Annotated in this window: 19 protein-coding genes and 1 pseudogene; 4 read left to right on the forward strand and 16 right to left on the reverse strand. The window is 73.0% G+C overall.

Annotated elements, in window-relative coordinates:
- The first annotated feature begins 211 nt into the window (after nt 1-211).
- Complete coding sequence (locus MDN94_RS22300; protein WP_482727648.1) at nt 212-631, forward strand: hypothetical protein; 420 nt, start codon at nt 212-214, stop codon at nt 629-631.
- Nucleotides 632-774: 143 nt separating this feature from the next.
- Here the strand turns inward: MDN94_RS22300 and MDN94_RS22305 are convergent, their stop codons facing one another.
- The 6 genes from MDN94_RS22305 to MDN94_RS22330 form a co-directional block, all read right to left on the reverse strand.
- A complete protein-coding gene (locus tag MDN94_RS22305; RefSeq protein WP_482727649.1) occupies nt 775-1,431 on the reverse strand; it encodes a class I SAM-dependent methyltransferase in 657 nt (218 codons plus the stop codon).
- Nucleotides 1,428-2,084, reverse strand: coding sequence for a TIGR04282 family arsenosugar biosynthesis glycosyltransferase (locus MDN94_RS22310; RefSeq protein WP_482727650.1), 657 nt, complete (start codon nt 2,082-2,084; stop codon nt 1,428-1,430). The genes MDN94_RS22305 and MDN94_RS22310 overlap by 4 nt, the downstream gene beginning before the upstream one ends.
- The gene (locus tag MDN94_RS22315) at nt 2,081-2,767 is read right to left on the reverse strand and encodes a glycosyltransferase family 2 protein (protein WP_482727651.1); all 687 of its coding nucleotides are present in this window, start codon (nt 2,765-2,767) and stop codon (nt 2,081-2,083) included. Before MDN94_RS22315 ends, MDN94_RS22310 begins: the two co-directional genes overlap by 4 nt.
- Entirely contained in the window at nt 2,761-3,825 is a 1,065-nt protein-coding gene (locus MDN94_RS22320; protein WP_482727652.1) for an NAD-dependent epimerase/dehydratase family protein, read from the reverse strand. The genes MDN94_RS22315 and MDN94_RS22320 overlap by 7 nt, the downstream gene beginning before the upstream one ends.
- Nucleotides 3,826-3,927: 102 nt before the next feature.
- Nucleotides 3,928-5,274: a 6-phospho-beta-glucosidase gene (locus tag MDN94_RS22325; RefSeq protein ID WP_482727653.1), complete on the reverse strand. Its 1,347-nt coding sequence runs from the start codon at nt 5,272-5,274 to the stop codon at nt 3,928-3,930.
- Between the two features lie 91 nt (nt 5,275-5,365).
- Complete coding sequence (locus MDN94_RS22330) at nt 5,366-7,102, reverse strand: hydroxysqualene dehydroxylase (protein ID WP_482727654.1); 1,737 nt, start codon at nt 7,100-7,102, stop codon at nt 5,366-5,368.
- Between the two features lie 172 nt (nt 7,103-7,274).
- Here MDN94_RS22330 and MDN94_RS22335 point away from each other — a divergent pair, with 172 nt between their 5' ends.
- Complete coding sequence (locus MDN94_RS22335; RefSeq protein WP_482727655.1) at nt 7,275-7,709, forward strand: YchJ family protein; 435 nt, start codon at nt 7,275-7,277, stop codon at nt 7,707-7,709.
- Nucleotides 7,710-7,721: 12 nt separating this feature from the next.
- On the opposite strand, the gene MDN94_RS22340 is transcribed toward MDN94_RS22335, so the two are convergent.
- On the reverse strand, nt 7,722-7,979 hold the full coding sequence (locus MDN94_RS22340) for a hypothetical protein (protein ID WP_441261864.1): 258 nt from the start codon (nt 7,977-7,979) through the stop codon (nt 7,722-7,724).
- Between the two features lie 783 nt (nt 7,980-8,762).
- Here MDN94_RS22340 and MDN94_RS22345 point away from each other — a divergent pair.
- Nucleotides 8,763-9,026, forward strand: a pseudogene (locus MDN94_RS22345) (ABC transporter substrate-binding protein); the annotation flags it as partial.
- A 36-nt stretch (nt 9,027-9,062) separates the two neighbouring features.
- Here the strand turns inward: MDN94_RS22345 and MDN94_RS22350 are convergent.
- Nucleotides 9,063-10,133 (reverse strand): ATP-dependent DNA ligase, encoded by a 1,071-nt coding sequence (locus MDN94_RS22350; protein WP_482727656.1) that lies wholly within the window; start codon nt 10,131-10,133, stop codon nt 9,063-9,065.
- A gap of 54 nt (nt 10,134-10,187) precedes the next feature.
- On the opposite strand from MDN94_RS22350, the gene ligD reads away from it, so the two are divergent.
- Nucleotides 10,188-11,201: a non-homologous end-joining DNA ligase gene (ligD, locus tag MDN94_RS22355; RefSeq protein ID WP_482727657.1), complete on the forward strand. Its 1,014-nt coding sequence runs from the start codon at nt 10,188-10,190 to the stop codon at nt 11,199-11,201.
- 403 nt (nt 11,202-11,604) lie between these two features.
- Here ligD and MDN94_RS22360 read toward each other — a convergent pair whose 3' ends face one another.
- The 8 genes from MDN94_RS22360 to MDN94_RS22395 form a co-directional block, all read right to left on the reverse strand.
- The gene (locus tag MDN94_RS22360) at nt 11,605-12,192 is read right to left on the reverse strand and encodes a DUF2867 domain-containing protein (protein WP_482727658.1); all 588 of its coding nucleotides are present in this window, start codon (nt 12,190-12,192) and stop codon (nt 11,605-11,607) included.
- Nucleotides 12,189-12,884, reverse strand: a complete 696-nt coding sequence (locus MDN94_RS22365) for a TetR/AcrR family transcriptional regulator (RefSeq protein ID WP_482727659.1) — start codon at nt 12,882-12,884, stop codon at nt 12,189-12,191. The genes MDN94_RS22360 and MDN94_RS22365 overlap by 4 nt, the downstream gene beginning before the upstream one ends.
- 250 nt (nt 12,885-13,134) lie before the next feature.
- Nucleotides 13,135-14,040: an NAD-dependent epimerase/dehydratase family protein gene (locus MDN94_RS22370; protein ID WP_482727660.1), complete on the reverse strand. Its 906-nt coding sequence runs from the start codon at nt 14,038-14,040 to the stop codon at nt 13,135-13,137.
- A complete protein-coding gene (locus MDN94_RS22375; RefSeq protein WP_482727661.1) occupies nt 14,037-15,158 on the reverse strand; it encodes a cytochrome P450 in 1,122 nt (373 codons plus the stop codon). The genes MDN94_RS22370 and MDN94_RS22375 overlap by 4 nt, the downstream gene beginning before the upstream one ends.
- On the reverse strand, nt 15,155-16,630 hold the full coding sequence (locus tag MDN94_RS22380) for a class I adenylate-forming enzyme family protein (protein WP_482727662.1): 1,476 nt from the start codon (nt 16,628-16,630) through the stop codon (nt 15,155-15,157). The genes MDN94_RS22375 and MDN94_RS22380 overlap by 4 nt, the downstream gene beginning before the upstream one ends.
- A 55-nt stretch (nt 16,631-16,685) precedes the next feature.
- Nucleotides 16,686-17,432, reverse strand: a complete 747-nt coding sequence (locus MDN94_RS22385) for a glycosyltransferase family A protein (RefSeq protein WP_482727663.1) — start codon at nt 17,430-17,432, stop codon at nt 16,686-16,688.
- Complete coding sequence (locus tag MDN94_RS22390) at nt 17,429-18,451, reverse strand: 3-oxoacyl-ACP synthase III family protein (protein WP_482727664.1); 1,023 nt, start codon at nt 18,449-18,451, stop codon at nt 17,429-17,431. Before MDN94_RS22390 ends, MDN94_RS22385 begins: the two co-directional genes overlap by 4 nt.
- Before the next feature lie 122 nt (nt 18,452-18,573).
- Nucleotides 18,574-19,263 (reverse strand): hypothetical protein, encoded by a 690-nt coding sequence (locus tag MDN94_RS22395; RefSeq protein WP_482727665.1) that lies wholly within the window; start codon nt 19,261-19,263, stop codon nt 18,574-18,576.
- Between the last annotated feature and the right edge of the window lie 120 nt (nt 19,264-19,383).

Genomic DNA, 19,383 nt, shown 5'->3' on the forward strand with positions numbered 1-19,383 from the left:
CGGCGGTACGGGGTTGGGCATCAAGTGGACAACTGGCCATGTGAGGTACAAACTTGAATAAAGTTGATCTTACTCTGGCGTCGCCTTCGCCTCGCCCCTGAGCGGAGATTCCACCATCGACGTGGCCAAGAGGCGGAGAATTTGCGGTGAGGGGCCTTCGGTTGTGTCCACCCTCACGTTCTCAATATGACCGGAACATATGCCTGTGCCGGTGTCCGTGAAAACCGGCATCGTGCTCGCCGAGCACTACCTCCGAGGCGATACGGTGCCCGCCGCAGGGGAGAGGGTCGGCCCGGCCAAGGGACGAAGCCGGGCTCCTGCACTCGCGTCGAGGGCGCTGGACATCGGCCAGGGCGGTAGGGGTCGGGTCCGGCGTGGCCTCGAGCCGCCGGGTATGGACGACGGCGACCGTGCCGTGCTGCTCCGGCGGTTCACCGGCGAGGCCCGCGCAGCGGTCCCTCTCAGCCACTCCGGGATCATCACCATCCATGACGTCGTGGAGTACCACGGTGCCCCCGTCATCGTCATGGAGTTGATCCGCGTGCAGTCCCTGGCCGCCGCCATCCGCCGCCGGGGCCGGCCGCCCGTGCAGCGGGGGGCGAGATCGGCGGCGCCCTGCTCGACGCGCTGACCGAGGCGCACGGAGCGCGGATCACCGACCGTGACATCAAGCCGGACAACGTGCTCCTGACCAAGGACCGTGTCGTCCTCGCCGACTTCGGTATCGCCCACCTCGCGGACGCCAATCAGGCCGTGGAACGCCCGCCGCAGGCGCTATGCCTCTACCCCCCCCCCCCGCCGCATCGCCACGAACCGTCGCCCTCCGGCCCCCCACACGTCCTTTGGCCCCCACCCCGCCGCCCGCCCGTACCGCAGCAGTGCCTCCGTGCCCACCCGGGCCCAGGGGAACGCCGAGCCCTCCGCCGTCGTGCCGTCGAAGACCTGGACGACAGTGCGTTCGTCCACGTCCAGCGGGGCCGCCTCCGCGATCAGCAGACCGCCGGGCCTGACGAGTTCGGCCACCCGGGACAGGAGCGCGCCCGGGTCGCCGCCGATGCCGGTGTTGCCGTCGATCAGCAGAGCCGTGTCCCAATGGCCCTCCCGCGGCAGGGGTTCGAACACGGAGCGGCGCAGCGCGCTGCCGCCGATGCGTATGGCGCGGGCCACGGCCTCCGGGCTGAGGTCGATGCCGAGCGCGGTCCGCCCCTGCGCGGCGAGCGCGGCGACCAGGCGACCGGGACCGCAGCCGATGTCCAGGACGGCTCCGTGGCTGTGGGAGAGGACCGTGCGATCGGCGGCGTCCGGTTCCGCGCACCAGCGTTCGACCTCAAGGGGCAGCAGCCGGCCGTCGGGGCGGCGCAGGAACAGCGGGCCGCGGCCGGTGCGAAGGGCGTCCGTGTACGGGTCGGCCTGCCACGGAGGCGCGGTCACCGCGCCCCCGCCCCCGCTCCTGAGCCGGCCTTGGCCGTCGTGACCAGCGCCGCGGCGAACCGCGTGTGTGGTGCGGCGGTGGCCACCGCACGGGCATCGTCGGGCGTGTCGACGTCCCGTAGCGTCGGCAGTTCACGCACCGTCAGTCCGGCTCCGACGAGCCGCTTTCGCTGTGCGGCGCCCGTGTCGGGCGACGACATGGGTACGCCGAGCACGAGCCGGCCGTGCAGGGCGGGCGAGCCGAGGCCGAGGGCCCAGAACCCGCCGTCGTCCGCAGGGCCGAACGCGGCCTCCCCGGGGCCCGGTTCCAGCCCGGCGGTGAGGAGCCGGGGTGAAACCTGCGGGGTGTCCATCCCGATCAGCAGGGCCGGCCCCTCGGTCCCGCACAGCGCGAAGGCGGCCGCGAGCCGCGCGTCGAGGCCGCCGCCGCACTGCGGTGCGACCTCGAGGCCCGGCGGCAGCCACGCCCCCGATTCTCCGTCGAGCACCAGGATCCGCCGGCGGGCGGGGGTGGCGAGGACCGCGTCGAGGGTGTCCCGCAGGGCGGCCTCGGCGAGCGCGGCGGCCGCCTTCGGGGTGTAGGCGGGGGTGAGCCGCGTCTTGACCCGGCCGGGCACCGGTGCTTTCGCGATCACCAGCAGCGTGCCGTTCACAGGGTGCCGCCGTTCACCGGGGAACGCGGCTGTTCCGCCAGGACCGCGCCCATGTCCCGTACGGCGTGCCAGGTGCCCCGCCAGGTGCCCGTCACCTTCGACTTTCCCGTTCTCGGCAGGTAGGGGACGTCGACCTCCGTCACCCGCAGGCCCGCGTCGCATGCGCGGACCACCATCTGGAGGGGGTAGCCGCTGCGGCGGTCGGTCAGATCGAGGGCCAGCAGGTCGGCGCGGCGCCCGGCCCGAAGGGGGCCGAGGTCGCGCAGCCGCAGGCCGGTGCGCCGGCGCAGCATGCGGGACAGAGCGGCGTTGCCGGCCCGGGCGTGCGCCGGCCACACTCCCCGCTTCTGCGGTCGCCGCCGCCCCAGCACCAGGTCCCAGTCGCCGTCCGCGATCCGCCGGACGAACCCGGCCAGCAGTCCCGGGTCGAGCGACGCGTCGCAGTCGCAGAAGCACACGTACTCGGCCTCCGCCGCCCGCAGCCCCGCATGGCAGGCGGAACCGAAGCCGCGCCGGGGCTCTGGTACGACGAGGGCGCCGAGCGCGCGGGCGATCTCGGCGGAGCCGTCCGTCGAGCCGTTGTCGACGACGATCGCCCGCCAGCCGGCCGGGATGCGGGACAGCACCCAGGGGAGTGCCTCCGCCTCGTCGAGGCAGGGCAGGACGACGTCTGCGGTCAGCATGCCGCCCCCGGTCCGTCCGCGGCGAATTCGGCCATGCCTTCGTCGAAGCCGATGCGGGGTTTCCAGCCCAGTTCGGTGCGCAGCCGTGCCGAGTCGGCGGTGATGTGCCGAACGTCGCCGAGTCGGAACTCGCCGGTGACGACCGGCTTCGGCCCGCCGTGCGCGGCGGCCAGCGCGGCCGCCGTCTCACCGACGGTGTGCGGGGTGCCGCTGCCGGTGTTGTACGCGGTGAGGACTCCCGGCTGCCGCCCGTGGACCGCCTCCAGGGCGACGGCGTTCGCCTCGGCCACGTCCCGCACATGGATGAAGTCCCTGCGCTGTCCGCCGTCCTCGAAGACGCGGGGCGGCTCGCCGCGTTCGAGTGCCGACCGGAAGAAGGCGGCGACGCCGGCGTAGGGGGTGTCGCGCGGCATCCCTGGGCCGTACACGTTGTGGTAGCGCAGCGCGACGGCGCGTCCGCCCGTCGATCTGGCCCAGGCCGCCGCCAGGTTTTCCTGCGCCAGCTTCGTCGTGGCGTACACGTTCCGCGGGTCGACGGGCGCGTCCTCGTCGACGAGACCGGGGACGAGCGCGTCGCCGCAGGTGGGGCACAGCGGCTCGAACCGGCCGGCCGCGAGGTCGGTCGCGGCGCGCGGACCGGGCCGTACCCGGCCGTGCCGGGCGCAGTCGTAGCGGCCCTCGCCGTAGACGACCATCGACCCGGCGAGCACCAGATCCAAGACCCCTGCTTCAGCCATCGCCGCGAGCAGCACGGCCGTGCCGTGGTCGTTGCAACTGACGTAGTCGGGCGCGTCGGAGAAGTCGGTGCCGAGGCCGACCATCGCCGCCTGGTGGCAGACGGCGTCCACGCCGCGCAGTGCGTCGGCCACCGCCACCGGGTCCCGCACGTCCGCGTGGATCCACGCGGCGCCGGATGGCAGGGGCGGCCCGGGACGGGCCGCGGAACGGGAGACGGGGAGCAGGGCGTCGAGGACCACCGCGTCATGGCCCCGCGCGGTGAGCGCCGTGACGATCTGCGAGCCGATGAAGCCCGCGCCGCCTGTGACTAGTACACGCATGCTGCGACGCTACGGCGGGCGGACCCGCGGATCGCCGGTCCGCGCCGTGCCGTCACAGGTACGTAAGGACTGCGCTGCTCCGGTCGGGTGCCCCGCTCCGCCTTACGGGGCTGTCAGATACGCCAGCCCCGGATGCGCGGCCCGGTAGCCGTCGAGGAGGCGGCGGGCCACGCTCACCGAGTCGACCAGCGGATGCAGCGCGAAGGCCTTCACCGCGCCCGCCCGTGAACCGCTCTGCGCCGCGGCGAGCACCTCGCGTTCGACTGCCTTGACCGCGGTGACGAGCCCGACCGCGTGGTACGGGAGAGGGTCGACGCTCACCGGATGGGCACCGCCGGCGTCGACCAGGCAGGGGACCTCGATGACGGCATCGGCGTCCAGCACGGAGAGGGTGCCGCGGTTGCGGACGTTGAGGATCAGCGTGGTGCGCTCGTCGCGGGCGACGGCCCGCATCAGGGCGAGCGCCACCTTCTCGTAGCCGCCGGACTCCAGGTCGTCCTCGTCGCGTTCGCCGACGCCCGCCGCGTCCCGGTTGGCGGCCATGTATGTGGCCTCCCGCTCGGCGAGCGTACGGCGCCAGGCCGTCAGGGCCGGTGTGTCGGAGCGCTCCATCTCCGCGTAGAAGCGGTGCTGTTGGCGGCCGAGGAACGCGCCCCGGGTCTGTTCGGCCTCCGTGTAGGCGCGCACCGTCTCGCGGTTGAAGTAGTAGTAGTGCAGGTATTCGTTGGGCACGGCCCCCAGCGACCGCAGCCACTCCGGCCCGAAGAGCCTGCCCTCCTCGAAGGAGGACAGCGCGTCGTCGTCGGCGAGGAGCTGCGGCAGTCGGTCGCGTCCGCCGACGCGCAGGCCGCGCAGCCAGCCGAGGTGGTTGAGGCCCACATAATCGATCCAGGCGCTCGCGGGGTCGGCGCCCAGCACCTTGGCCACCCGCCTGCCGAGCCCCACCGGCGAGTCGCAGATCCCGATGACCCGGTCGCCGAGGACATGGCTCATCGCCTCGGTGACCAGGCCGGCCGGGTTGGTGAAGTTGATGACCCACGCGTCGGGGGCGAGCGCCGCGATCCGGCGGGCGATGCCCACGGCCACGGGCACGGTGCGCAGCCCGTAGGCGATGCCGCCCGCGCCGACGGTCTCCTGGCCGAGCACGCCCTCGCGGAGGGCGACCCGCTCGTCCTCCGCCCGGCCCTCCAGCCCGCCGACCCGGATGGCGGAGAAGACGAAGTCCGCGCCGCGCACGGCCTCGTCGAGGTCCAGGGTCACGAAGACCTCGGGCGCGTCCGGGTGCCCGGCCGCCTGCTCGGCGAGCACCCGGGACACCGCGTCCAGCCGGCCGCCGTCCACGTCGTGCAGGGTGACGCGGGTGACCCGCCCCTCTCCTTGATCGCCGAGCAGCGCCCCGTACACCAGAGGGACCCGGAATCCGCCGCCGCCGAGAATGGTGAGCTTCATGCCCGTACGCTACTCGGCGCCCGCGGGCGGGCCGGTCCTACGGGGGTGATGCGTCGGAGGCCCGGCGCGTCCGCACCGAGGGGCCGAGTCGTCATCCGAGGTCGAACGCGTTGGGCAGGCCGAGGCGGTGGCGCGTGCGGTCGTGCCGTTTGAAGGGCTCCATCTCAGGGGCACGGAACAGCGGTGTGATCGTGCAGCGTGGGGCGGTGGAGCCGGCGTTGTCCAGCAGGGCGTTGACGGCGGCGCGGGCGGACGCGTTCGCGCCCTCCATGGTCGCGAGGTCGATGTCGACCGAGACGTAGTCCCCGGCGAGGAAGAAGTTCGGGATGCGGGTCGCGGCCTGCGGGCGGTTGTGGAAGGTCCCCACCGGGTGGATGAGGAGTTCGTCGTCGTTGGTGGGGTGCGGGGTGCCCAGGCCATCGACGCCGGGGTCGAGGAACCAGGAGTGCAGGGCGCTGTCCTTGAGGACCACCTTGCCGGTGTCGTTCAGCGCCGCCTTCAGCTGTGTCCACACCTCTTTGGCGACCTCCGTGCGGGTGCACTGCTTCGCGGTCCTGCCGTACAGGATGCCGGGCCGGTCCCATTCGGAGACGTCCACCGACAGGCAGTCCACGGCCACGCCGTCGCCGTAGTCGGCCGGGAAGTCGCGGCCGGGCCAGTGCGCGGCCTGCTGGATCGCGGTCAGCGCCCAGGGCGAGTCGATGCAGTTGAGGTGGCCGTGCAGCAGCGGGGCGCGCTCGGTGAGATAGAACTGGATGCCGGTCATCCAGTCGGTCCGAAGCTTGTCGCAGCGCACGAGCTGCGGGTCGGCGGCGCGCAGTGCGGGTCCCCAGGTGCGCCGGGCGTGTTCCACCGGCATCGCGGAGATGTAGTGGTCGGCGGTCACCGTCTCGCGCCCGCCCTGCGGGTTCTCGATCACGGCCGCGGTGACCCGTCCGGCGGCGTACTTCACCTCGCGTACGGTCCAGCCGACCTTGAACTCCACGCCGAGGGAACGCAGATGGGTCACCCACGGGTCGATCCAGGCCTCGTTGGTCGGGGCGTCGAGGATGCGGTCCAGCGGGCCGTCGGCCCCGCGGCCCAGCGCGTTGAGGACGAACGCCTCGAACAGGGTGGCGACGGTACGGGTGCTGGCCTCCTCGGCCTTGGTCGCGACGATATTGCGTGTGAGCCCGACGGCGAGGATGCGCCGGTAGTCGTAGCTCATCTCCTCCGCCCTGATGAACTCCCACCAGGGTGTGGCCTCCCAGGTCCGGTCGCGGCGCTCGTCGCAGCTGGTGAGGAAGACGAGCATGCGGTTCACGAAGTACGCGGTCTCGTGGAAGGGGATGCCGAGGGCCGTGTCCAGCATCGCGGTCAGGGCGCGGCGGATGTCGTCGAGGGTGAGGCCGGGGGGCCGGTGGCCGGGCCAGGGGAGCGGGATGCGCAGGTCCTCGCGGCCGGTGCGGCTGAACGACATCTCGGCCGGTGCGACCAGGTTGTCCCGGACGCCGCCCGGCTTCCCCGGGAAGGGGATGCGGCGCATGGTGTCGGGCAGGTTGTGGTAGATCCCGGGGATGAAGCGGAAGCCGTGCTCCGCGGGCAGGGGTCTGCGGCCGCCCCTGGCGCTGTCGGGCACGTCCATGCTGCGGGCCTTGCCGCCGAGCGCCCGGCGCTCGTAGACGGTGACCCGTAACCCGCGCTCGGCGAGTTCATGAGCCGCTGTCAGCCCGGCGACGCCGCCGCCGAGGACGGCGACGGAGAGGGCCGGCGCGGCGGCGGCCGCGGTCCCGGAGGCCGTGGCGGTCGCCAGTGCCGCGGTGCCGCCCACGGCTGCGGCGCCCGCCATGAACGTGCGTCGTGAGGTAGGCCGTGCGGTACGCCGTGACGTGCCGGAACGATCCATCCGAAGCCCCTTACCGACGGTAACTTTCGTTTCCGGCGCTGGAGCATACGGAGGTCCCCCACGACTCGGAAGCCACGCGTGGGCCGCCATTGCTCAATGGCTGGAAAATGAAGCCATGGCCCGACGAACCAAACACACCAGAAGCACCATGCCTCCCACCCTCACCGCCGAGTCGCCCTGCCCGTGCGGGCTGCCCGCCCCGTACGGGGAGTGCTGCGGCCGGTTCCACAGCGGGGAGGAGTCCGCGCCCACGGCAGAGCTGCTGATGCGCTCGCGCTACAGCGCCTTCGTCGCCCATGACGCGGCGTACCTGCTGCGCACCTGGCACTCGTCGACCAGGCCCCGGCACCTGGAGCTGGACCCGGGCATGCAGTGGACCTCACTCGAGATCGTCGCCACCACGGAGGGCAGCGCCTTCCACTCGAGAGGCACCGTGACCTTCCGTGCCCGCTACCGCCACCACGGCAACCGGGGCGAGCTGCACGAGCACAGCAACTTCGAGCGTGAGAACGGCGCTTGGGTGTACGTCGACGGCACCTTCATCGACTGAGGACGCGGACGGTCAGCGCCGCCGGCGCGGCATGACCGTGAGCCGCGGGTCGTACGCGGCCAGCACCTTGTTCGCCCGCGCGAGAGTGGCGAGCGCGTGCTCCCGGTCCGCCCGGTCCTCCGCGCACAGTGGCCCGCGGAACAGGCTCACCTCGCGAGCCGCGCACTCGGCGTCGATCTCCGCCTGGAGGATGTGGACCGGCATGCAGGACCCGATCAGCGCCGCGACGCGGTCGGGGATCGGCACCGGGACGAGGGGGGAGGCGGTCACGTGAAGTCCTTCTTTACCGTACGGGTCGCCCCGTGATCTCTCGTTACGCGGGAGTGAGTCGACCGCGTCCCGGCGGCGCTGCTCAGGAGGACGAGGGCGCCGTACGAGAGGCGCGCACCGCACCCTTCGCCCGGCTGTCCGCCCCCGGCGGCACCGCCGACATACCTTACGCGAACGCCGCCGAAGCACCCGAATCGGCGGCCTTGCGGCGCAAAGGAGGGCACGGGCGGCCGGAATCGGGGCCTCGGGGGCCGAATGCGCAGCTCAAGTGGGTGGAACGGCGAGCGGGTTGATCACTGCGGGGCCGCGGCGGGCCCTTCACGTCGCACCGCCGCCATGTTCCGGCCACGGCCGGAACGTGCCCGCCCCGGTGGTCCGGGCGGCCGGCGGCCGCCCTCTGTGGATCTGCGCGGCCTCCTGCGTGGCCAGGAGTCCCCGCGGCCGGCAATGCGAAAGCGCAGTTCAGGCCATTGCTGACGCCATGCGCAGCGTCATGCCTGCCCGCGGCGCCGGCCGGAGCACGGGCCTGTCGGCCGGCACGGGCCCCTCGGCCGCGGGCCCGAGGGTGACACTGGCCACACTCGGCCCGGGGATCGCCGACGGGGAGATCGTCCGGCCGGGACGAGCCCTCCCGCGGCCCGCCACCGGTGACGGGCGCCCGGTGATCACCGGCCCGCGGATGAAGCATTCCGGTCGCCTTCATCGATCACCGCGCGCCGCCCGCGGCAGGCGCGGACCGGCGGTCCGGTTTGCGGTCCGGAACAGTGGCGGGGCACGCCGTGCGACAACGGCAAGGAGTTCGTCCCCGCCGCCGACGAGGCACTGCCCGCCAACACCCGGCTGATGATCGAAGGCGAGACCGTACTGCGTACCCGGTCCGAACACGGCAGGGCACTCGAGGACTTCGCGGGCGGCGCCGGAAAACTCGCGGCCCGCTGAAGGACTCGGCCACCGACCTGCGCGAACGCCGCCGCACCAGGCGCCGCGGGACAGATCAGCGGGCTGCTCCGCGACCTCGACCCGGCCGTCGGCGTCGTCGTGGCCCACCCGGACGACGGCCGGATCCCGGCGACGACCCTTCGCTCACCCGCCTGACGGCGGCAGCACCTGGGCCAGGTCGTAGCTCACCGGCTCCTCCAGCTGCGCGTACGTGCAACTGGAGGGGTCCCGGTCCGGGCGCCACCGCCGGAACTGCGCCGTGTGCCGGAAACGGTCACCCTCCATGTGGTCGTAGGCCACCTCCACCACCCGCTCGGGCCGCAACGCCACCCACGAGAGGTCCTTCTTCCCGGACCAGCGGCTCGGCGCCCCCGGCAGCCGCGCGCTCGCATGGGCGCTCTCCTCCGCCCAGGCGGCCCACGGGTGACCGTCCACCGGATCCATGAGCAGCGGCTCCAGCTCCGCCACCAGCTCCTCGCGCCGCTTCATCGAGAACGCCGCGCAGACGCCGACGTGCTGGAGCGCCCCCGAGTCGTCGAACAGCCCGAGCAGTAGCGAACCGACGACCGGGCCGCTCTTGTGGAAGCGGTAGCCGGCGACGACGACGTCGGCGGTGCGCTCGTGCTTGACCTTGTACATCAGCCGGGTGTCCGGCCGGTAGGGCAGATCCAGCGGCTTGGCGACGACGCCGTCCAGCCCCGCCCCCTCGTACTGGTCGAACCACTGCTGCGCCACCTCGACGTCGGTCGTCGTCGGCGTGAGATGTACCGGCGGCCGGGTGTCCGCGAGGGCCTCCTCGAGCCGCTCCCGGCGCGCCCTGAACGGGGCGTCCATGAGCGACTCGTCGCCCAGCGCGAGCACGTCGAAGGCGACGAAACTGGCCGGCGTCCGCTCGGCGAGCATCCGCACCCGGGAGTCCGCCGGATGGATACGTTCCGTGAGCCGGTCGAAGTCCAGCCTGCCTTCGTGCGCGATGACGATTTCCCCGTCGATGACGCAGCGCGTGGGCAGATTCTGGGAGAGCGAGGCCACCAGCTCAGGGAAATACCTGGTGAGAGGCTTGCCGGTGCGGGAACCGATGACCAGATCGTCCCCGTCACGGTGCACGATCGCCCGAAAGCCGTCCCATTTCGCCTCGTAGTGCATTCCCGGCGGAATCTTCTTGACGGCCTTGGCGAGCATCGGCTTCACGGGCGGCATCACGGGCAGATCCATGGGTCGATTCTGCCCGATATGCGACATAATCGTGCTCGGCCTACCGTGGCCCACATGGGTGCAGCGGTGGAACTGGAAGCAGGCGGGCGGAGCGTACGGCTGTCCAACCCCGACAAGATCTACTTCCCCGCGCGGGGATTCACCAAGCTGGACGTGGCCCAGTACTACCTGTCCGTCGGGCCTGGCATCCTGCGCGCGCTGCGCGACCGGCCCACCACCCTCGAACGCTATCCGGAAGGCGTCGAGGGCGAGTCCTTCTTCCAGAAGCGTGCCCCCAAGTACCTCCCCGACTGGATCCCGACCGCCCACATCTCCTTCCCCAGCGGGCGCACCGCGGACGAGATCTGCCCCACCGAGGTCGCCGCCGTGATCTGGGCCGCCAACCTCGGCACTCTGCCCTTCCACCCCTGGCCCGTACGCAGGGACGCCGTCGACCACCCCGACGAGCTGCGCATCGACCTCGACCCGCAGCCCGGCACCGACTTCAAGGATGCCGTCAAGGCCGCCCTCGAACTGCGTCCCCTGCTGGAGGAGCACGGCCTGCGCGGCTGGCCCAAGACTTCCGGAGGCCGCGGGGTCCACGTCTTCGTGCCGATCGAACCCCGCTGGGAGTTCACCGGCGTACGCCGCGCCGCCATCGCCGCGGCCAGAGAACTCGAGCGGCGGATGCCGGGGCGGGTCACCACGGCATGGTGGAAGGAGGAGCGCGGCGAGCGGATCTTCGTCGATTACAACCAGACCGCCCGCGACCGCACGATCGCCTCCGCGTACTCCGTCCGCCCGAACCCGAACGCGCTCGTGTCCGCCCCGCTGCGCTGGGACGAACTCGAAGACGTGTCCCCCTCGGACTTCGACCTGGCCACGATGCCGGGGCGGTACGCGGAACTGGGGGACGTGCACGCCGACATGGACGACCACGCGTTCTCGCTGGACAGCCTGCTGGAACTGTCGCGGAAGGACGAGCGCGACCACGGGCTGAGCGACCTGCCGTACCCGCCGGACTATCCGAAGATGCCAGGGGAACCGAAGCGGGTGCAGCCGAGCCGGGCGAAGAAGCCGGCGGGCTGAGCGGACGCCCGTGCTCGGCCCGGCCACCGTCTTCTGTCCCCTGTCGGCCGGTCCCTGCCCGGCGATGGGCGTGGCCGCCACGAGTTGGTGATCTCGCGGAAGCGCGACTCGCGCTCGTCGTAGTCCGGTCCCGCGGTCATGGAGGCGAGGGACGACGGCTGCGTGCGTCCTCGGACCCCCATGGCGCGGTCGACACCACCACCTTGCCGTCGGCGGGGTCCAGGAGTCGGCGGCCAGGCAGCCCGGCGTCCGACGGCGCCTCGGCGACCCGGTGGACACCCGCGACGAATCCCGCCGGTGGCAAGGGTGCGGTCAGTGGCCGGCGACCATGCCGACCTTCATACCGGTCTCCTCGTGGCTGCTCGACAATGGGACGTCTGTTGCTGCCGGGCATGACGCGGTGTCACGGCTGCGGCGCCGACTCGCGCCATTCGCGCCCGATACCGCGCATCAGCGGCGGGTAGACGAGCAGGTGCCGGAAGGGTGCGATCGCCGCCATGTACGCCTTGCCGAACAGGCCGTTGGGCTTCACCAGCACGGCCATCCGGCCGCTGTAGCCACCGGACCCGTCCGGGACCCAGCTGAGGTGCATCACCCCGTGCATGGTCCGGTTGGCCATTTCCGCCGCCCACTCGTCGTCCGTCAGGTAGACCGAGGTGAAGGGGAGGAGGTCGAACTCCGGCCCCGTCGGGCCGTCGCGCAGATCCTGGGGCAGCCGGTCGCGCAAGGTCGGAACCCGGGAGCCCACCCCCGTCTTCGGATTGTCCCAGCCGAACAGTTTCCCGAGCTTCCAGCGGATCGCGAAGAGAGTGCGGGCAACCCGTGAGGGATTGTCCGATGTGTCTCCCACGGACATGTTACGCACCAGTCGCGGGAAGTCGTCGGGGCCGCCGGGCGTCGGCAGCGCCCAGACGTCATAGAGGCGGAAGTCGTGCGCGATCTCGTGTATCCGCCAGGGGCGGGATGTGTGCGCGGTGTCGGGGAGCTTCACGAGTGTCTCTCCTTCGATGTGGCGGAGTACGAGAGGTGCGTGGCACGGGGATCGAGCCCGAGGGCGCCGGCCGCGGCCGCGGCCACGAGCGCTGCGTCCTGCGGTACTTGGCCGGCCAAAGCGATGGACGCGCCTTCGACGGCGCCGACGTAGGCGAGTGCGACGTCCCTGGCCGGTGGCCCGTCGGGAATCGACCCGGCCTCGCGTCCGGCCTCGATGAAGCCGACGCAGGTGTCGGTGAGCGCTTGGTAGCCCTTCTCCACCTCGTGCGCGATCGGATGGTCCTGCCCGGAGAACTCCAGGCGCAATGCCATCGCCACGCGGGCGATGTCGCGACGGCAGAAGACGGTGTGGGCGCGCGCGAGCGTGAGCAGCGCCGCGACCGGATCCGACTCCTGCTCGACCTGGCGGCCGACCTCCTGGTCCCAGGTGTCCAGAACCCACTGGGACGCCGCCAGGGCCAGGTCCTGCTTGTCCTTGAACTGGTGGTAGAGCGCGCCGCGTGTGTACCCCGCCTCCCTTGCCACCTGCTCGAGCACGAGGTTGCCGTAGCCGTAACGGGAGAGCCCCCGCGCGGCCGACTCCAGGAGCGCGTTGCGCGTGCGTGTCCGGCGCTCTGCCTGTGTGGAACGACGTGGGCTCGGGGAGTCCCCTCCGTCTGATCGGCTTGGTTCCTCCTGACGTACATGCATGCACGTATCTTACTCGCGGCTCGACGGCCGTCGGCCCACGCCCCCTCACCGAGCCGTTGGTGCACGTCAGCAACGTCGAGGTACAAATTCACCGGCGCCGGCTCAACCACCGCCCGCCAGGCGGTCGGAACGCTGCCGGTGTCCCGGGCGCCGGTGCGTTGCGTCCCGCCCGCTGCCGCGGAGCAGGACCGGCCCCGGCACCGGGGCAGAACCGTCCACCGCGTCGTACCGTCGTGGGCCCTGCTCCGGGTCAGCCGGTGCCGGCCGCCAGGTAGTCCGTCAGGGAGCGGCGGGGGGCCCAGCCCTGGGTGCGGGCGCGGGACACGTCGAGGACGACCGTGTGGGCGAGCTGGTCCACCGCGTAGCGGCTGAGTGCCGACTCGGTGCCGGCGCGGCGTGCGACGGCCTCCGCCGTGCGGGCCGCGAAGTCGGCGAGGCCCAGCGGCAGATGCCGGAGACGGGTCGTCACCCCATGGGCACGCAGGACCTGTTGCAGGGCCGAGTCCCTGGCGTACGGCCAGGGGTCGGCGATGTTGTACGCGCCGGGAGGCCAGCCGGGCGCCGCGAGACACGCGTCGGCCAGGTTCTCGACCGCCGTGAGGCTCAGCCGTACGTCCGGGCCCGGGAGCAGCAGCGTGCCCGCCCTGACCCGGGACAGCAGACGAGGCAGGAGTTGGGTGTCACCCGGGCCGTACACGGCACGGGGTCGCAGCACCACGGCGCCCGCCCGGAGGGCGAGTTCCTCGCCGGCGGCCTTGGTGCGCCCGTACGCATTGAGGTGCCCGGTCCGTGGATGGTCCTCGCGGATCAGGCGACGGTCGAGGCGCGGGTCGTAGACGCTGGCGCTGCTCACCCACACGACGGGACGGTCCCCGGCCGCTGCCAGCAGCCGTGCGGTGCCCTCCACGTTGACCGCGTGCATGCGCGCCTCCGCGCCGGAACCGGGCGGGGGGTCGCCCACCGCGGCCGCGCAGTGCACCACCCGGTGGACGCCGGACAGGTCGGGCCGGCCCGACGCGGCGTCCCAGAACCGGAACTCACCGACCGGTCCCGGGCGGCGGCCCAGGCACACCACGTCGGCGCCCTGCGCCGCGGCCGCCCGTGCGACGTGGCCGCCGCAGAAGCCCGAGGCGCCCGTCACGGCGATACGGGTCACCGGGCCACCTCCACGGAGGAACGGACGACCAGCTTGCGCCAGCTGGGGAGGGCTGCCCCGCGGTCCACGACGGCACTGACGACGACGGGGCGATGGGCCGACAACACCGCCAGTACGTCGGCCAGTTGAAGCCGGGCGAGCCGGGCCCCGGGACAGGTGTGCGGACCGGCGCCGAAGACAAGGCGGGCCACGTCCGGGGCGGCGGGCCGCTCGGCGTCGGGGCCGCTGCCGTGCGCGTCCACCGCGTGACGGGCGACCAGCAGCAGACGGTCGCCGGACCGCACCGGGCAGCCCGCCACCGTCCCGTCCGCCGCGGCGACCCGCGGCAGCAGGGGTGAGGCAGCTGTGACCCTCAGCAGTTCGTCCACCAAGGGCAGACGCAGTCGTTCGTCCGCCGCATGGTCCCAGAGTCCGGCGTCCGCGCACCAGGCCACCGCCCTGGGCAGCGCGGCGAGCGTCGTGTTGACGGCGGCGACCGCCACCATCGCGGACAGCGCGTCGTCCCCCTCGCCGAGCAGCCGCCGCAGTCGCTGTGTCGCACGGGCCGACGCGGCATGTGCTCCCGGCCGGCGGGGGCCGGGGAGCTCACTGCGGACCGAGGCGGCGGCCAGATCGGCAGCGGCCGCCGCCACCGCGGCCGGGGACGCCTCGGAACCGAGCAGCGCGCAGACGACCGTGCCCGACAGTTCGCCGGCGAGTGCCACGAGGTCCACCTCGCCGCCCTCGGCCAGCGGTTCCAGTCGTCGGGCGAGCAACGGTCGCCACACGCCGCGCAGTTCCTCGACACCGTCCGCACCGAGTGCACGAGCCAGGGCCCGACGCCCGGCGCGATGTCCCGCGCCCTCCTGGTCGAACAGCACTCCCGCGTCGTCGTGGCCCGCCGCGCGCAGCGCCGATCGCGCCGCCCCTCCCGTCGTCCCGGCGGCCGTACGGTCGAGGGGCAGGCGGGTCAGTACCTGGCGGTAGGCGTCGGTGTCGTGTACGAGCACCGTGCGGCCGATCCGGCGGACGGCACGGCCGCGGGTGGCGGCGAGCAGGGCGAAGAGGAACGGATGGGAGCGCAGATAGACCCGGCGGTCACGCCGCCGCGCCCGCGCGAGCCCCGTGCCGGCAGTCATCGGGAAGCCTCCTTCGCGGCGAGACGTTCCGCCGCGAGGAGAGCCGTGGCCGCCCGGTCCGGCTTGCGGGACCGGCCGGACAGCGGGACGTCCGCGAACACCAGCGCGTCCGGGCGGGCGGAGCCCATCCTGCGCAGCGGTCCGGCGAGAGCGGAACGCAACTGTGCCTCCCCGTGGCCGGACCGGGGCTGAACGACGGCGACCAGCCGCTCGTCGCCGTCGCCCGCCGGAACGCCGACGAGTACGGCGAGCTCGACCCCCGGCACCTGGAGGGTGGGCTCGTACAGACCCGGGTAGATGTTCTCCGCGCGCCGCAGCACCATGTCCTTGCAGCGGCCCTCCAGCACGATTCGGCCTGTGGTGTCCAGATGTGCCCGGTCGCCGGTGCGCACCCAGGGGTCGGGAGCCTCCCCGAGGTAGCGGTGCCTGGCCGCGGGGCCGGTCAGCAGCAGCTCGCCGCCCTCGGTCCGCACCTTGACGCCCGGAAGGGGAGGACCGACGAGATCGCCCGCCCCGTCGAAGGCCGCCTTGTCGCGTGATTCGACGGCAGCGGCGGGGAACAGTTCGGTGAGCGCGTACACCCCCCAGGCCTCCGCGGCGCCCGCGCCACGGACCCGGCCCAGCAGTTCGGCACTCGCCGGCGCCGACCCCGTCCACACCCTGCCCGTGAACCGTGCCCCGGCGCGGAGGGCGTCCCGCAGTTGCGGCGGTGTCAGATAGGTGTCCTGGGGGCACAGCCGCCGCAGCTGCCGCGCGAGGACCTTGGGCGAACGCGCGGGCAGCGCCACCGGCGCACCCTGGGCGAGTGACGGTACGAGGACGAAGAAGGTCCCCCCGACGACCGGTAGGTCCGTCCGGGCGCCCATCAGCGCCGAGACCGTCTCCATCCCGGCGGCGAGCCCGGAGCGGGTGTGCACGACGGCCCTCGGCCGGGAGGTCGTGCCGGAGGTGAAGACGATGACGGCGTCACCGTCGGCGTGGTCACCGGCGGGGACACGGACGTCGGCCCGGCCGAGCGCGGGCGCACAGCCGGGGAGCCTGCGGCCGACCGTCGCCACCGTGCCGAACTCGTCGAGGACGGGCAGGGCGAGCCGTGCCCGCGCCGCCAGTGGGCGGGCCCACCCGGCGACCGCCTGCGCCGCGGCGTCGGCCAGCACGAGCGAGGGCCGGGCCGACGCGAGACGGGCGCGCAGCACATCGGGACCCGCGCCCGGATCGAGAACCGCGCCCCGCAGCCCGAGCCGCCACAGGGCGAGCAGGACGGCGAGCGCCCGGGGACCGGGACGTACCGCGACACCGACGGTGTCGCCCGGGCGCAGTCCACGCGCGTGGAGCGAGGAGGCGTACGCGTCGGCCAGGCCGGCGAGTTCGCCGCGGGTCGCACGGACCCGGGGACGCCCGGTGCGCGTGGCGCCGAGCACGGCGGGCTTCTCCGGAGAGGCACGCAGGGCATGGTCGAGTCGGTCGAGCATCAGAGCCGTCCAGCGGTAGGTGACAGTACGTCGGGATGCGCGGGTGGGCGCCGCGTCAGCGGGGGTCGTCCCCGCGTCCGCCGCTGCCCTGGTCCAGGTACCAGCGGGCCGTGCCCCGGATGCCGTACGCCCGGAGTCTGCGGGTGGAGTTCTCCACGACCATGTCCCGGCAGCGCACGATCCGGTCCGTCTGCCGCCGCACCCGGTTCAGGAACAGCCGGTCCGTCGGCGAAGGCCGGCGGGGCATGCCGCCGCAGGCCAGATACAGGTCGGCGGTGACGGCCATGTTGTTCCCGGCGTGCATGCGGTACGGGGCGAGGTAGCCGTTCCTGCGGGCGTGCGCGGGCCGGAGTCTGCCGAACAGGGCGGCCAGGCGGACCAGGGCCGAGAATCCGGCCCGCCCGAGCGGTCCGTGCTCGTCACGGCGGGCGACGATCCGCCCGCACACCAGCGCCGGTCCCGGCCGGTCCGTCATCGCGGCGCGGGCGGCGGCCGTCCAGCCGGGCCGGGGCAGGCAGTCGGCGTCGGTGCGGGCGAGCAGGGTCGCACCCCGTGCGATGGCATGGCGGAAACCGGAGTCCACGGCGCAGCCCACACCCTTCTCCGGCTCGTCGATGACCTCCACGGGGAACGGCGCGTCCGAGGCGAAGCCCCGGGCGATGGCGCCGGTACGGTCCGAAGAGGCGTTGTCGACCACGAGCAGCGTGAAGTCGCGGTCCCGTTGCGCCGCGAGCGCCCGCAGCGTGCCGGTGAGCCGTTCCTGCTCCTGGTGTGCGGGCACGATCACCCAGAGGTCGTTCATGACTTCTCCCAGATCATCGTCATGATGCTGATGCCGCCGCCGAGACCGACGAACAGCACCCGGTCGCCGGTCGCCAGTTCCCCGTACGCCCGCTCCAGTTGCACACCGATGCTTGCGCTGGCGATGTTGCCCAACTCGGGGACGGTGACCACGAGCTTGTCCGCGGGGGCGCCGGTCAGTTCGGCGAACCGCTCGAGGTAGGGCACGGTCACCTGGTGCACCAGGACCCTGGCAAAGCCGTCCCAGTCGAGGCCGGCGCGGTGCAGTGTGCGCTCCACGACCGAGGCGCCCACCTTCTCGAAGACACCGCGCAGTTCGTGGCCGTCTCCGCGGAAGTAGGTGTGCTCGTCGCCGCGCGGGTGCCGGGAACCGCCGCCGGGGATGCCGCCGACCTCCCAGTGCTCGGAGTGCGTCTCGGTGTCCACGTCGAGGATGCCGCCGTGCTCCACCGCCTCCAGGACCACGGCCGCGCCGGCGTCGCCGAAGGTGTAGCCGGCGAAGCCGTCCCGGAACTCGGCGAAGTCGGCCGGTGAGCGGCGTATCGCGCGGGTCGGGGTCTCGCCCGTGACGACGAGGGCGCGCCGCGCCCGGCCGGCCAGGATCGTGCTGCGGGCGACGTCGATGCCGTTGACGAAGCTGTTGCAGGCATTGGTGACATCGAGGGCGTGTGCCTTCGAGCCGAGCTCGGCCTGCACGATGTGCGCCGTCGCGGGTTCCACCATGTCCCGTGACGCGGAGGCGAACAGCAGCAGGTCGATGTCGTGCGGACCGAGCGACGCGTTGGCCAGCGCCCGGCGCGCCGCGCGCAGGGCGAGCGTCGAGGCGTACTCGTCGTCGGCCGCGACGTGGCGGCTCTCGATGCCGGTGGCCTGGGCGAGCAGCGTGCCCGGCAGGGACTTCGCGATGTGCCGGGTCGCTTCGCGCTGCAGGCTGTGCGATGTCAGCACCGCCTCGGGAAGAGCGCTGCCGACGCCGGTGATACCGACCCGCGGACGCGGATCGCTCGTTTGTTTGAGCATGCGGCGATGGTTTCAGGCCTTGATCGGCGTCGCCTGAGTACGCCTGCTCAATTACGGGGAGGCCGGGCTGAGTAGTCGAGACCTGGTCCTTCGGCCGGGTGGGCTCGCCCCCTCCGCTGAGCTCACCTCTTGCGGGCGTCCCAGGGGGTGCCGAGCCAGCCGTCGAAGGAACGGATCAGGGCCACCAGAGCGGCCCCCAGCCGCCAGTCCAGCCCCGGTGCGCACAGTCGCAGCTTGTCCCCGAACGCCTTGAATTCCAGGAGCAGTTGTCCGCTCGCACGCCACATGACGCGCCGAGGGCCGCGGGGCAGGTCGCCACTGCCTTCGACCAGGGCGGCCACGAGGAGCAGCGGCAGCAGGGGGGACAGGAGCCACCACACGAGCCACCAGAAGATCCGGCCCTTGTAGCCGACCGCCTCCGGCAGACCGGGCTGCCGCACCGTCCAGCGGGTCCGCACGCCCCATCCGCGTAGCGCCTTCTTGTGGACGAGCGTGCCGATGACCTCTCCGTGCGCGCCGAGCACCTGGAACGTGGTGACTCCGCCGCGCGCGGACTCGGTCACCACGGTGGCCACGCGGCTCCCGCGGTGCTCATCGGCCCACAGGACGAAGGAGCGGGCACCGCGGGCGCGCGCCGCGAGGTAGGCGGGTATGCCGCCGGGCGGGAGCTCGCGCTCCACATAGGCGACAGGCCGGGGCGGTCCGGAGCCGTCGGTGAAGTCGACCACGTCACGGACGGACGCGGGGACGCCGCCGCCTTCCCTGTCCTTGAGCCGCGCCGGAGGGATCCTCATGGTCACGACAGCCGTCACGTGCATGCTCCTTCATGGTCCGTCCCCTTGGCGCGGAGACCGCGCCCCCTGTCCTGCCGGGCCCGGCTCCGAACCCGCGCCGGATCGCCCGGGCGCTCGGACACATTAGCGGCGTGGGCG

The organism is Streptomyces sp. WAC00040, assembly GCF_056835925.1.

Coding starts and splice junctions, on each gene's coding strand:
- MDN94_RS22335 (WP_482727655.1), top strand. CDS start 7,275: ATGGCCCGACGAACCAAACACACCAGAAGCACCATGCCTCCCACCCTC.
- MDN94_RS22350 (WP_482727656.1), bottom strand. CDS start 10,133: ATGGATCTGCCCGTGATGCCGCCCGTGAAGCCGATGCTCGCCAAGGCC.
- MDN94_RS22330 (WP_482727654.1), bottom strand. CDS start 7,102: ATGGCGGGCGCCGCAGCCGTGGGCGGCACCGCGGCACTGGCGACCGCC.
- MDN94_RS22320 (WP_482727652.1), bottom strand. CDS start 3,825: ATGCGTGTACTAGTCACAGGCGGCGCGGGCTTCATCGGCTCGCAGATC.
- MDN94_RS22315 (WP_482727651.1), bottom strand. CDS start 2,767: ATGCTGACCGCAGACGTCGTCCTGCCCTGCCTCGACGAGGCGGAGGCA.
- MDN94_RS22390 (WP_482727664.1), bottom strand. CDS start 18,451: ATGCTCAAACAAACGAGCGATCCGCGTCCGCGGGTCGGTATCACCGGC.
- MDN94_RS22380 (WP_482727662.1), bottom strand. CDS start 16,630: ATGCTCGACCGACTCGACCATGCCCTGCGTGCCTCTCCGGAGAAGCCC.
- MDN94_RS22385 (WP_482727663.1), bottom strand. CDS start 17,432: ATGAACGACCTCTGGGTGATCGTGCCCGCACACCAGGAGCAGGAACGG.
- MDN94_RS22375 (WP_482727661.1), bottom strand. CDS start 15,158: ATGACTGCCGGCACGGGGCTCGCGCGGGCGCGGCGGCGTGACCGCCGG.
- MDN94_RS22365 (WP_482727659.1), bottom strand. CDS start 12,884: ATGCATGTACGTCAGGAGGAACCAAGCCGATCAGACGGAGGGGACTCC.
- ligD (WP_482727657.1), top strand. CDS start 10,188: ATGGGTGCAGCGGTGGAACTGGAAGCAGGCGGGCGGAGCGTACGGCTG.
- MDN94_RS22325 (WP_482727653.1), bottom strand. CDS start 5,274: ATGAAGCTCACCATTCTCGGCGGCGGCGGATTCCGGGTCCCTCTGGTG.